This window comes from Vibrio sp. CB1-14 (assembly GCF_040412085.2).
Lineage (GTDB): Bacteria > Pseudomonadota > Gammaproteobacteria > Enterobacterales > Vibrionaceae > Vibrio > Vibrio chaetopteri.
This window is the reverse complement of sequence record NZ_CP115920.1, coordinates 1,036,804-1,049,215: the sequence shown is the minus strand read 5'-3', so window position 1 is coordinate 1,049,215 and position 12,412 is coordinate 1,036,804. Positions and strand designations below refer to the sequence as shown.

Below are 12,412 nucleotides of genomic sequence, written 5' to 3'. Positions count from 1 at the left end.
CCTGTTGGGCTATCGCCAAGCGGTAAGGCACCGGCTTTTGATGCCGGCATTCCCTGGTTCGAATCCAGGTAGCCCAGCCATTTTTAAAGTGGCAAGTTTTTGGAAAAAAACCTTGGCACATGAGACGAGTTTGTATTATATTCTCTCGCTCTCAAGAGTGGCTACGTAGCTCAGCTGGTTAGAGCACATCACTCATAATGATGGGGTCACAGGTTCGAATCCCGTCGTAGCCACCATTTATTGAAACTTGTAGGTTTACCTTCAAGTACAACGTTAAGATTGAGTTATACCAATTACTCTCTTAACTACAAAGTTTGTTGCGGAAGTGGCGGAATTGGTAGACGCACCAGATTTAGGTTCTGGCGCCGCAAGGTGTGAGAGTTCAAGTCTCTCCTTCCGCACCATCTTTCTTTTGAAAGAACAGTAAGGCGAGAGCCTCGAGTGGCTACGTAGCTCAGCTGGTTAGAGCACATCACTCATAATGATGGGGTCACAGGTTCGAATCCCGTCGTAGCCACCATTTATTGAAACTTGTAGGTTTACCTTCAAGTACAACGTTAAGATTGAGTTATACCAATTACTCTCTTAACTACAAAGTTTGTTGCGGAAGTGGCGGAATTGGTAGACGCACCAGATTTAGGTTCTGGCGCCGCAAGGTGTGAGAGTTCAAGTCTCTCCTTCCGCACCATTATTTCTCTTGAAATATAGAGTGATGTGATTGACATCTGAAACAATCTGTTGGGCTATCGCCAAGCGGTAAGGCACCGGCTTTTGATGCCGGCATTCCCTGGTTCGAATCCAGGTAGCCCAGCCACTAATACAACGTCTAGTTGATTCACCAATCGTCAGCTAAGACTACAAAATTGATGCGGAAGTGGCGGAATTGGTAGACGCACCAGATTTAGGTTCTGGCGCCGCAAGGTGTGAGAGTTCAAGTCTCTCCTTCCGCACCATCTTTCTTTAGAAATAAAGAGCTATGTGATTGACATATCAAACAATCCAGTTGGGCTATCGCCAAGCGGTAAGGCACCGGCTTTTGATGCCGGCATTCCCTGGTTCGAATCCAGGTAGCCCAGCCACTAATACAACGTCTAGTTGATTCACCAATCGTCGACTATGACTACAAAATTGATGCGGAAGTGGCGGAATTGGTAGACGCACCAGATTTAGGTTCTGGCGCCGCAAGGTGTGAGAGTTCAAGTCTCTCCTTCCGCACCATTATTTCTCTTGAAATATAGAGTGATGTGATTGACATCTGAAACAATCTGTTGGGCTATCGCCAAGCGGTAAGGCACCGGCTTTTGATGCCGGCATTCCCTGGTTCGAATCCAGGTAGCCCAGCCACTATTACAACGTCTAGTTGATTCACCAATCGTCAGCTAAGACTACAAAATTGATGCGGAAGTGGCGGAATTGGTAGACGCACCAGATTTAGGTTCTGGCGCCGCAAGGTGTGAGAGTTCAAGTCTCTCCTTCCGCACCATCTTTCTTTAGAAATAAAGAGCCTTTAGAAATAAAGAGCTATGTGATTGACATATCAAACAATCCAGTTGGGCTATCGCCAAGCGGTAAGGCACCGGCTTTTGATGCCGGCATTCCCTGGTTCGAATCCAGGTAGCCCAGCCACTAATACAACGTCTAGTTGATTCACCAATCGTCGACTATGACTACAAAATTGATGCGGAAGTGGCGGAATTGGTAGACGCACCAGATTTAGGTTCTGGCGCCGCAAGGTGTGAGAGTTCAAGTCTCTCCTTCCGCACCATTATTTCTCTTGAAACATAGAGTGATGTGATTGACATCTGAAACAATCTGTTGGGCTATCGCCAAGCGGTAAGGCACCGGCTTTTGATGCCGGCATTCCCTGGTTCGAATCCAGGTAGCCCAGCCACTATTACAACGTCTAGCTGATTCACCAATCATCAGCTAAGACTACAGAATTGATGCGGAAGTGGCGGAATTGGTAGACGCACCAGATTTAGGTTCTGGCGCCGCAAGGTGTGAGAGTTCAAGTCTCTCCTTCCGCACCATCTTTCTTTGAAAGACAAAGAAGTTCGAAAGAACTCAGAGTGGCTACGTAGCTCAGCTGGTTAGAGCACATCACTCATAATGATGGGGTCACAGGTTCGAATCCCGTCGTAGCCACCATTTATATTGTAAGTTATACTTACCAGACAACGTTGAGATTGAGTTTTACCAATTACTCTCTTAGCTATAAAGATTTGTTGCGGAAGTGGCGGAATTGGTAGACGCACCAGATTTAGGTTCTGGCGCCGCAAGGTGTGAGAGTTCAAGTCTCTCCTTCCGCACCATCATTAAGAAGGCTCGTCATTTGACGAGCCTTTTTTCCTTCTATGTCTTTGTCACTTACTCTTTGATACAGTGAGTGAAAACTCAATACCCTGCTAAAAGTAACTAACTCGCATTATCTTTCGCAACACTCATCACAGATTTTCCCATTGCCCCTATCCAAATTGCATCGTCACGCAGATTCTTGTTCCATATGGTTATTTATTGAAGTGGTTCGCAGCGATATGCAGTCTAACGTATATATTGGTCAATATTCACAACAAGGCCATCTTGGCTTTTCTCAAGTCAAATTCGGAACAAACGGTGCAGTAAGTTCACCCTCCGTCAAAACTGATGTCGTTAATCCCTCTTACCTTACCCATTCTCAACATGGCCTTTATGTAGTGTCTGAGGTTTTTCAAGCGGAAGGGGCTGCTTTGCACTTTCTTGCAGGCGATGAGCAATATTCTCAAAAAGTGATGCTAGACGGGGATGCGCCCTGTCATGTCGCAATTTCCGATACTGTTGATAGAGTCGCTGTTGCCTACTACGGAACTGGAGACTTCGAACTGTTTGCTTTGGAGCCTGCAGGAAAGATAGGGCAACGGATAGCCAAGCTATCCAACTATGGCCAAGGTCCTCACGCTACTCGCCAACTATCACCCCATGGACATCAAGTGATGTTTATTCCTAACACGACTCAATTGGTCACGGTCGATCTTGGTATCGATTTGCTTACCTTCTACCACTGTGAAGGCAAACAAGTTCAACAGCCTCAACGTTTGGAATTACCACCAGGAAGCGGACCAAGACATGTCAGCTTTACCCAAGATGGCCTATTCGGTTTTGTATTGTGTGAACTCGACGAGTCTCTGACAGTGATTGCCCTAACAAAACAACAGTGGCAAATAGTCACTACTATCACTGCATTTCCAGAGCATTCATGCCACGAAGCGGCAGCGGCCATTAAACTCTCGGTCGATGAACGTTATGTGTACTTAACCAGTCGTGGGGAGTCTGTGATAAGTTGGTTTGATGTGAGTGAGCCGGAGCATCCTGCATATCAAGGCTATGTAAAGACGCATGGGGCATTTCCTAGAGATATCAGTATCACGCCAGATGGCAAATGGTTGCTCGCGGCCAATCAGCATTCAAATAACGTTTCAATATTCGAGCTCGACCCTAAAACAGGTAAGCCCAATTGGCATTCAAGCCTACCTGATGTTATTGCCCCGACGTGCTTAGTGATTGGGAATTAGTGCTTAGTTGATTACTTTAAGCCAATGGCGTATTTCAACACTTGTTGTTTAATTGGCCCAGAGTGCTCCGCCAACTTAAGTATGGCGTTACGTGCAAACATCAAAGGCGGCAACGTATTACTAAAGCCTTTGTAGAACACATCCATGCCTGTTTGCATAAGTAGGTTGTCTGGGCGACGTAAACGCTCATATTGAACCAGCGCCTGTTGTGTCACCCCTTTAGACTCAAAACATTCGAGCAGTGTTTCTACATCTTTAAAGCCTAAGTTGACCCCTTGTCCCGCTAGAGGATTAATCGTGTGTGCAGCGTCACCAACGATAACACAACCCTGCTTATGGTAACTTTGAGCATGACGACGGGTCAGTGGAAATGAACCATGTTGTAGCACTTTCACTTTCCCGAGTTCCGCCGGAAAATAAGTAGCGATCTCCAACTCTAGCTGAGCGGGATTCATATTCTTCAACTGTCGAATACGCTTAGGAGCATCATACCAAACCAGCGAGCCTTGATTACCACACAGAGGCAAAAACGAACGAGGACCGCTTGGTGTAAACCACTGCCATGTAATATCTTGTTGTGGTAGCTCAGTTTCAACATTGATTAGCATACATTCCTGGCGATAGTCCCAGGCGGTAATACCAATGCCCGCAGATTGTCTCACTCTCGAGTTAGCACCATCGGCGCCCACTACCAAACGCGCCTTAAGCACCCTACCCGATTCAAGCGTGATGCTGGAGTCATTTGGAGCAAGTTCTAAGCTCTCAACACCATCACCTTCAATGACTTTGAGGTTCTCAAAACGTGCGAACTGAGCCCAAAGGCCTAGTTGAATCATGCGATTCTCAACGATATAACCCAACTGCGGGAGTGCGAGTTCGTCGGCATTAAATCGAATTCGACAATTGTCTGCCTCCCATGTTTCAAGCCTTGCGTACGGACAGACTCGGGTGTCTTGAATCGCGTCCCAAGCATTTAAAGATTGCAGAAGATCAACAGAACGATGTGAAATAGCAGACACACGCAAATCCATCGCCTGGGCTTGTTCAAATGGCTTCGGTGTGAACTTCTCAATAACGGCAACTGAACGCCCCTGCTTTGCAAGACCGAGAGCAAGAGCTGCTCCTACCATTCCACCGCCTACGACGACTATTTCATACTGTTCCATAGTGCTAATACTGTCTTAAAATCAATGTGTTCTCATTGTACGTAGCGACTTGCTAAAGCGCGAGTTTTTTCCCGTCAAAATCCTTGCTTTTGTGAGGGCTAATTTCGACGTGTACCAATTGAAATATAAGCTCTCAAAGAGATTTTACCCTACCCCTAGTCAGGCGGTTTTTAAAGCAGTACAATACGCCGCTTACCGCCGAGATGGTGGCTATAAATTGAACAATAGTTCAGCATAAGATTTACATAACTGACGAGCGATAGTGATGAGTAAGAAACTGCTAATTAAAACCTGGGGTTGCCAGATGAACGAATACGATTCATCAAAAATGGCCGATCTGCTTAATGCTGCAAATGGCTACGAGCTAACTGAAGTGCCAGAGGAAGCAGACGTACTACTGTTGAACACTTGTTCGATCCGTGAAAAAGCGCAAGAAAAAGTTTTCCACCAACTTGGTCGTTGGAAAACACTGAAAGATAAGAAAGAAGGCGTTGTGATCGGTGTTGGTGGCTGCGTAGCGACACAAGAAGGTGACCACATCCGCGAACGAGCGCCATACGTAGACGTAATTTTTAGCCCGCAAACTCTGCACCGCCTACCTGAAATGATCAAACAATCGCAAAACGACGAAGTACCTGTTATGGATATCTCGTTCCCAGAGATCGAGAAATTCGACCGTCTACCTGAGCCTCGCGCTGAAGGTGCAACTGCGTTCGTTTCTATTATGGAAGGCTGCTCAAAATACTGTACTTACTGTGTAGTACCATACACACGTGGCGAAGAAGTTAGCCGTCCAATGGATGACGTTTTATACGAAATCGCACAGCTTGCAGAGCAAGGCGTTCGTGAAGTGAACCTTCTAGGTCAAAACGTTAACGCTTACCGCGGCCCAATGCACGATGGCGACATCTGTTCATTCGCGGAACTGCTGCGCCTAGTCGCGTCAATCGATGGCATTGACCGTATTCGATTCACGACTAGCCACCCGCTAGAGTTTACCGATGACATCATCGCAGTATACGAAGACACGCCTGAGCTTGTGAGCTTCCTGCACCTTCCGGTGCAAAGCGGTTCAGATCGCATCCTTACGATGATGAAACGTCCTCATACGGCGATTGAGTACAAATCTATCATTCGTAAGCTACGTAAAGCGCGTCCTGATATTCAAATCAGTTCTGACTTTATCGTTGGCTTCCCTGGTGAGACAGACAAAGACTTCCAAGACACCATGAAGCTTATCAAAGACGTTGATTTCGATATGAGCTTTAGCTTCATCTTCTCACCACGTCCTGGTACGCCGGCAGCTGACTACCCTTGTGATTTGCCTGAGCAAACTAAGAAAGATCGTTTGTACGAGTTACAGCAAACCGTTAACACACAAGCGATGCGCTACTCTCGTCTAATGCTAGACACTGAGCAACGCGTTCTTGTTGAAGGTCCATCAAAGAAAAACCTAATGGAACTACGAGCACGTACTGAAAACAACCGTGTTGTAAACTTCGAAGGTGGCGCTGAGCTAATCGGCCAATTTGTTGATGTGAAAATTACCGATGTGTTTGCGAACTCTCTTCGTGGTGAGCTCGTAAGAACTGAAAAAGATATGGATCTTCGCTCTGTGATTTCACCAATGCAAATGATGGCGAAAACCAAACGCGAAGATGAGCTAGGTGTGGCTACCTTTACGCCTTAATGCCTATACCCAAAGCGCTCCATTGTGCTATTTTGGAGTGATATGGGAAAAAATGTGGAGTCCGGTCAAAATCGGGCTCCGTTCATCGCCCTTAAGGGGCAACATGCGAGGCAACATTGAGTAATCAAATCGTAACTCTAGAAATCAATCTAGAACCTTCAGACAACCGCCGTCTGTCCAGCTTGTGCGGTCCTTTCGATGACAACATCAAACACTTAGAACGCCGTTTAGGTGTCGAAATAAACCACAGAAGCAACTACTTCACTATCGTTGGTAAGCCACATACTAGTGCTGCTGCACTCGACATCATTAAATCACTCTACGTAGACACTGCACCTGTTCGTGGTCAGACTCCAGATATTGAACCTGAGCAGATTCACTTAGCAGTCAAAGAGTCCGGCGTACTTGAGCAAAATACCGAATCGGAAATTGCTCACGGTAAAGAAGTCTTTGTTAAGACCAAAAAAGGCATCATCAAGCCACGCACACCAAACCAAGCACAGTACTTGGTAAACATGGTCACTCATGACATCAGCTTTGGCATTGGCCCTGCCGGTACAGGTAAAACATACCTTGCCGTTGCCGCCGCTGTTGATGCGCTGGAGCGCCAAGAGATCCGCCGTATTCTATTAACTCGACCAGCGGTTGAAGCCGGTGAGAAACTGGGATTCCTACCTGGAGACCTTAGCCAAAAAGTCGACCCATATTTGCGCCCACTTTATGACGCACTGTTCGAGATGCTTGGCTTTGAGCGTGTTGAAAAACTGATTGAGCGAAACGTAATTGAAGTTGCACCGCTTGCTTACATGCGCGGCCGTACTCTAAACGATGCGTTTATTATTCTCGACGAGAGTCAGAACACGACGGTTGAACAAATGAAGATGTTCTTGACCCGTATTGGCTTTAACTCGCGCGCAGTCATCACCGGTGACGTGACTCAGATTGACTTGCCACGCGGCGCGAAGTCTGGTCTTCGTCATGCTATCGAAGTGCTTAACGAAGTCGATGAAATCAGCTTTAATTTCTTCCAATCAGACGACGTAGTGCGCCACCCTGTTGTCGCTCGTATCGTGAACGCTTACGAAAAGTGGGAAGCGGAAGATTCAAAAGCTCGCAAAGAGATAGAGCGCAAACGTCGTGAAGAGCGAGAAGCAGCACAAGCGTTACTCGACAAAGCCGCGGCGACAAGCACACCTTCGGAAAGTAAATAATGAGCATTGAACTGGATTTACAACTTGCTGTCGAATCAGAACAAGGCCTGCCAAGCGCTGATGAGTTTCAGCGCTGGTTAGATAAAACCATTATTCCGTTTCAAAAAGAAGCGGAACTCACCATCCGAATCGTTGACGAGCAAGAAAGCCACCAACTCAATCACGAGTATCGTGGTAAAGACAAGCCGACTAACGTGCTTTCATTCCCATTCGAAGCGCCTCCAGGCGTAGAGATAGACCTCCTTGGCGATATGATTATCTGCCGCCAAGTGGTGGAAAAAGAGGCCATTGAGCAGTCAAAGCCCTTGAACGCACACTGGGCACATATGGTTGTACATGGCAGTCTTCATCTGCTAGGTTATGATCATATTGAAGATGAAGAAGCCGAAGAAATGGAAGCTTTGGAAACTGAAATTATGCTTGAAATGGGCTTTGAAGACCCATATCTTGCAGAAAAGGAGTAGAGGCAAAAACTCGCCTTTACACATGTGCGCTATCACACATCTGGTAGCATTCTGAATTGAGAAGTCATGAACGAAGAGTCTTCTCCCTCTCAGCCAGAGGGAAAAAGTAAAAAATCTGAAGGTCCGAGTAGGAAGTCCTTCTTTGAGCGCCTAGGTCAAATTTTTCAAGGAGAGCCAAAAGATCGCCAAGAGCTCGTGGATGTTATCCGCGACTCTGAAGAAAACGACCTAATTGACCACGACACCCGCGACATGCTTGAGGGTGTTATGGAAATTTCTGAAATGCGAGTACGCGACATTATGTTGCCACGTTCGCAAATGGTCACTATCGAACGTTCCGATAACCTCGATAAACTGATCGCACTAATGACCGACGCACAGCACTCACGCTACCCAGTCATCAGTGAAGATAAAGACCATGTAGAAGGCATCCTCTTAGCTAAGGACCTCCTCCGTTACTTGGGCTCTGACAGCGCCCCATTTGATATTGAAGAAGTGATCCGCCCTGCTGTAGTGGTTCCTGAAAGTAAGCGTGTAGACCGCCTACTGAAAGAGTTCCGTGAAGAGCGTTATCACATGGCCATTGTTGTTGACGAATTCGGCGGAGTATCGGGTCTGGTGACCATCGAAGATATTCTCGAAGAAATCGTTGGTGAAATCGAAGATGAGTTCGATGACGACGATGAGCTAGATATCAGAAAACTGAGTAAGCACACGTTCGCTGTGAAAGCGCTCACCACCATTGAAGAGTTTAACGACACGTTTGGCTCTAGCTTTAGTGATGAAGAAGTGGATACCGTCGGTGGCTTAGTCATGACTGCATTTGGTCACTTACCGATTCGCGGTGAAGTGGTTGAAATAGAAAATTACAACTTTAAGGTGACAGCGGCGGATAACCGTCGTGTGGTTCAAGTCCAAGTGACTATCCCGGACCAAGAAACTGCTTCAAGCGTTGAAGAGTAAACACTTACCTCAACCTTAAGCTCACCGAATAAGTGAGAAAACCATAAATGAAGAAAAGTCTTCGACTACTGCGGCCCATTGGGGCCGCTTTTGTTGGCGCAAGCACAACGCTCGCCTTTGCGCCGTATCAGCTTTGGCCTCTTGCCATTGTCAGCCCTTTCCTTCTTATGCTACTTATCCGTGGCCGAAGCAGAAAAAGCGCGCTTTGGACTGGTTACGCATGGGGGCTTGGTCAGTTTGCGACTGGAATCAGTTGGGTTCACGTCAGCATCGATACCTTCGGTGGTATGCCAAAGATAGCGAGCCTATTTCTAATGGCGTTGCTTGTCGGCTACCTTTCCATCTATTCTGCGCTCTTTGCATGGTCGCTCAATCGCTTTTTCCCATCAGAAAACAAAACCCGCTATTTTATTGCGGCGCCAGCATTATGGCTTGTATTTGACTGGGCACGCGGCTGGGTGATGACAGGATTTCCGTGGCTGTGGCTGGGATACAGTCAAATTGATTCTCCCCTTGGCAGCTTTGCGCCTATCGGTGGTGTCGAACTTATAACACTGCTTTCGATCATCATGGCAGGGAGTCTTGCTTATCTAGCGACTTCAAAGCAGTGGCAACTACTACTCATACCTATGGTGGTATTAGCAACCGGATTTGGCCTTCGAAACTATGAATGGGTCACGCCTGCTCATCAAAGAACCAAGTCCGTGGCGCTGATTCAAGGTAATGTCGACCAAGCACAAAAGTGGCTTCCGAATCATCGCTGGCCAACCATCATGAAATACACGGATCTCACTCGTGAAAACTGGGATGCGGATATTATCATCTGGCCAGAAGCGGCAATCCCTGCAATGGAATTCGAGCTGCCTTCATTTTTGAGCAACTTAGATTCCGCCGCTAAGATGAACAACTCTGCGGTGATTACAGGGGTTATCAACAGAACGGATTCTGGTGAATACTACAACAGCATCTTAGTGGTCGGCCAAACGCCTTACGGTGACTACGAGTTGGATATGGATGAGCGTTTCCACAAACACCACTTACTGCCATTTGGCGAGTTTGTACCGTTTGGTGACATTTTAAGGCCGATTGCACCGTTCTTTAATTTACCAATGTCATCATTCAGCCGTGGTGCTTATGTGCAGCCAAACATTGTGGCTAACGGCATGCATCTCGCGCCAGCTCTGTGTTATGAGATCATCTTTGGAGAGCAAGTTAGACAAAACGTGACTGACGACACTGACTATCTGCTAACCCTATCCAATGATGCTTGGTTTGGCCGCTCTATCGGCCCACTGCAACATATGGAAATTGCCCGTATGCGAGCATTAGAACTCGGTTTGCCATTAATCCGCTCAACCAACAATGGCGTAACGGCAGTCACCGATCATAAAGGTGACATTATTGCCGAGGTTCCTCAGTTTGAAACCTCGGTTCTCCGTACAGAAGTCACCCCAACTGATGGGACAACCTGGTACCGAGAAGTTGGCAGCTGGCCACTTTATATTTGGGTCGCACTTTGTCTTGGTTTCGGCGTTTTACGTCGTCAGTCTTAATCCCAGTCCTTAGTGGCTTGCCGCGCTAGCGCTTAGCCACTAAGGGACTTTCCACCATTCCTACAGCACTTCAAACGCCTACCGATAAACTTTCTTCCATAATATATAACTATTTGGTTCTTTTACGTTGCCAAACAAAGTCATATTCTTATCAGGTAATCAATAACCACCACGGTTGAATGAAGGAACATAGAATGAGCAAGATTTACGAAGATAACTCCCTGACGATTGGTAACACCCCTCTAGTTCGCCTAAACAAAGTAAGTAACGGCAACGTTCTTGCAAAAGTAGAAGCGCGTAACCCTAGCTTCAGCGTTAAATGCCGTATCGGTGCTAACATGATCTGGGAAGCAGAAAAAGACGGTCGTCTAAAAGCGGGCGTAGAGCTTGTTGAGCCAACCAGTGGTAACACAGGTGTCGCACTTGCCTTCGTTGCAGCAGCTCGTGGCTACAAACTAACACTAACGATGCCAGAGTCTATGAGTCTTGAGCGTCGTAAACTTCTAAAAGCACTAGGCGCAAACCTTGAGCTAACGGAAGCGGCAAAAGGCATGAAAGGTGCCATTGCGAAAGCAGAAGAAATTGTTGCTTCTAACCCAGAGAAGTACCTACTGCTTCAACAATTCAACAACCCTGCAAACCCTGCAATCCACGAGAAAACAACGGGTCCTGAAATCTGGGATGCAACCGACGGTGAAGTGGACGTATTCGTAGCAGGTGTTGGTACTGGTGGTACTATCACAGGTACTAGCCGTTACATTAAAGGTGAGAAAGGTAAAGCTATCGTTTCTGTTGCTGTAGAGCCAGCAGAGTCACCAGTTATCACTCAAGCACTAGCAGGTGAAGAAATCCAACCAGCACCGCACAAAATCCAAGGCATCGGCGCAGGCTTTATCCCAGAAAACTTGGATCTAGAGCTTCTAGACCGTGTTGAGCTGGTAACCTCAGAAGAAGCTATCGAAATGGCACGTCGCCTAATGGAAGAAGAAGGTATCCTTGCTGGAATTTCTTCTGGCGCAGCGGTTGTGGCGGCCAACAAACTAGCAGAACTTCCTGAATTTAAAGGAAAAACAATCGTAACTGTACTACCAAGTTCAGGTGAGCGTTACCTAAGTTCAGCATTGTTCGCAGGTATATTTACTGATAAAGAGATTCAGCAGTAATATGTAGCTAAATCAATTTTTACACGAAAAAAGCCCCTTTAAGGGGCTTTTTTGTTGAATCTCTGTCAGCCTTTGGTAATATCAGGACAGTTTTATTTTAAGCTTAAAAATAAATAGGCTGAATACCGAATTTCGTAGGACATGCATACGGCGAAGACTGCAATCATGTCCTACAATTCTAGTCCGACACAATTCTTAACAGTTACGACCTTTGCACTATAGCTGGGCATAACATTTAACGATAAGCTTTGTTTGGTCTAGAAACTAAACATAAAATAAATCAATTGGGGTATAAAAAATGTACGAGAAGCAAGTAGAAATCACAGCAGAAAACGGCCTTCACACTCGTCCGGCTGCTCAGTTCGTTAAAGAAGCAAAAGCATTTGACGCTGACATCACTGTGACTACTAACGGCAAAAGCGCTAGCGCGAAAAGCCTATTCAAACTACAAACTCTTGGTCTAGTTAAAGGCACTACTATCACTATCGCTGCTGAAGGCCCACAAGCTCAACAAGCAGTTGACCACCTAGTAGCTCTGATCCCTGAGCTTCACTAAGAACCCAGTTCTCCTTAAAGCCATTTTGTGAAAACAGAATGGCTTTATTGGAAATGGCTCGGGCTATCAGCTACATATTATAAGTGGCTAAAAAACCA

The 12,412-nt window shown here is 46.5% G+C and carries 9 protein-coding genes and 17 tRNA genes; 25 read left to right on the top strand and 1 reads right to left on the bottom strand.

Annotated features, from left to right (window positions below):
* The first annotated feature begins 5 nt into the window (after positions 1-5).
* The 18 genes from PG915_RS04790 to PG915_RS04705 all read left to right on the top strand — a co-directional run bounded on the left by PG915_RS04790 (position 6) and on the right by PG915_RS04705 (position 3,548).
* Positions 6-80, top strand: a tRNA-Gln gene (locus PG915_RS04790).
* A gap of 79 nt (positions 81-159) precedes the next feature.
* A tRNA-Met gene (locus tag PG915_RS04785) sits at positions 160-236 on the top strand.
* Between the two features lie 83 nt (positions 237-319).
* Positions 320-404, top strand: a tRNA-Leu gene (locus tag PG915_RS04780).
* Positions 405-443: 39 nt separating this feature from the next.
* Positions 444-520: transfer RNA gene (locus PG915_RS04775), tRNA-Met, on the top strand.
* A gap of 83 nt (positions 521-603) precedes the next feature.
* A tRNA-Leu gene (locus PG915_RS04770) sits at positions 604-688 on the top strand.
* A gap of 51 nt (positions 689-739) precedes the next feature.
* Positions 740-814: transfer RNA gene (locus tag PG915_RS04765), tRNA-Gln, on the top strand.
* Between the two features lie 54 nt (positions 815-868).
* A tRNA-Leu gene (locus PG915_RS04760) sits at positions 869-953 on the top strand.
* Positions 954-1,004: 51 nt separating this feature from the next.
* Positions 1,005-1,079, top strand: a tRNA-Gln gene (locus PG915_RS04755).
* Between the two features lie 54 nt (positions 1,080-1,133).
* Positions 1,134-1,218, top strand: a tRNA-Leu gene (locus tag PG915_RS04750).
* 51 nt (positions 1,219-1,269) lie between these two features.
* Positions 1,270-1,344: transfer RNA gene (locus PG915_RS04745), tRNA-Gln, on the top strand.
* Between the two features lie 54 nt (positions 1,345-1,398).
* Positions 1,399-1,483 (top strand) — tRNA-Leu (locus PG915_RS04740).
* Positions 1,484-1,551: 68 nt separating this feature from the next.
* Positions 1,552-1,626, top strand: a tRNA-Gln gene (locus PG915_RS04735).
* Between the two features lie 54 nt (positions 1,627-1,680).
* A tRNA-Leu gene (locus tag PG915_RS04730) sits at positions 1,681-1,765 on the top strand.
* A gap of 51 nt (positions 1,766-1,816) precedes the next feature.
* Positions 1,817-1,891, top strand: a tRNA-Gln gene (locus PG915_RS04725).
* A 54-nt stretch (positions 1,892-1,945) separates the two neighbouring features.
* Positions 1,946-2,030: transfer RNA gene (locus tag PG915_RS04720), tRNA-Leu, on the top strand.
* Positions 2,031-2,071: 41 nt separating this feature from the next.
* Positions 2,072-2,148: transfer RNA gene (locus PG915_RS04715), tRNA-Met, on the top strand.
* 79 nt (positions 2,149-2,227) lie between these two features.
* Positions 2,228-2,312, top strand: a tRNA-Leu gene (locus PG915_RS04710).
* Positions 2,313-2,534: 222 nt separating this feature from the next.
* Positions 2,535-3,548, top strand: coding sequence for a lactonase family protein (locus tag PG915_RS04705; RefSeq protein WP_353498079.1), 1,014 nt, complete (start codon positions 2,535-2,537; stop codon positions 3,546-3,548).
* Between the two features lie 11 nt (positions 3,549-3,559).
* Here PG915_RS04705 and PG915_RS04700 read toward each other — a convergent pair whose 3' ends face one another.
* On the bottom strand, positions 3,560-4,714 hold the full coding sequence (locus tag PG915_RS04700) for a 2-octaprenyl-3-methyl-6-methoxy-1,4-benzoquinol hydroxylase (RefSeq protein ID WP_353498078.1): 1,155 nt from the start codon (positions 4,712-4,714) through the stop codon (positions 3,560-3,562).
* A gap of 265 nt (positions 4,715-4,979) precedes the next feature.
* On the opposite strand from PG915_RS04700, the gene miaB reads away from it, so the two are divergent.
* The 7 genes from miaB (at position 4,980) to PG915_RS04665 (ending at position 12,314) form a co-directional block, all read left to right on the top strand.
* Positions 4,980-6,404, top strand: coding sequence for a tRNA (N6-isopentenyl adenosine(37)-C2)-methylthiotransferase MiaB (miaB, locus tag PG915_RS04695; RefSeq protein ID WP_353498077.1), 1,425 nt, complete (start codon positions 4,980-4,982; stop codon positions 6,402-6,404).
* 116 nt (positions 6,405-6,520) lie between these two features.
* Positions 6,521-7,615 carry a PhoH family protein gene (locus tag PG915_RS04690; RefSeq protein ID WP_353498076.1) on the top strand — a complete coding sequence of 365 codons (1,095 nt, stop codon included), beginning with the start codon at positions 6,521-6,523 and terminating at the stop codon, positions 7,613-7,615.
* On the top strand, positions 7,615-8,079 hold the full coding sequence (ybeY, locus tag PG915_RS04685) for an rRNA maturation RNase YbeY (RefSeq protein WP_353498075.1): 465 nt from the start codon (positions 7,615-7,617) through the stop codon (positions 8,077-8,079). The genes PG915_RS04690 and ybeY overlap by 1 nt, the downstream gene beginning before the upstream one ends.
* A 66-nt stretch (positions 8,080-8,145) precedes the next feature.
* The gene (gene corC / locus PG915_RS04680) at positions 8,146-9,042 is read left to right on the top strand and encodes a CNNM family magnesium/cobalt transport protein CorC (RefSeq protein WP_353498074.1); all 897 of its coding nucleotides are present in this window, start codon (positions 8,146-8,148) and stop codon (positions 9,040-9,042) included.
* Between the two features lie 47 nt (positions 9,043-9,089).
* A complete protein-coding gene (lnt, locus tag PG915_RS04675) occupies positions 9,090-10,595 on the top strand; it encodes an apolipoprotein N-acyltransferase (protein WP_353498073.1) in 1,506 nt (501 codons plus the stop codon).
* A 194-nt stretch (positions 10,596-10,789) separates the two neighbouring features.
* Positions 10,790-11,758 carry a cysteine synthase A gene (gene cysK, locus PG915_RS04670; protein ID WP_353498072.1) on the top strand — a complete coding sequence of 323 codons (969 nt, stop codon included), beginning with the start codon at positions 10,790-10,792 and terminating at the stop codon, positions 11,756-11,758.
* Positions 11,759-12,056: 298 nt separating this feature from the next.
* Positions 12,057-12,314 carry an HPr family phosphocarrier protein gene (locus PG915_RS04665; protein WP_042476528.1) on the top strand — a complete coding sequence of 86 codons (258 nt, stop codon included), beginning with the start codon at positions 12,057-12,059 and terminating at the stop codon, positions 12,312-12,314.
* Positions 12,315-12,412: the final 98 nt, after the last annotated feature.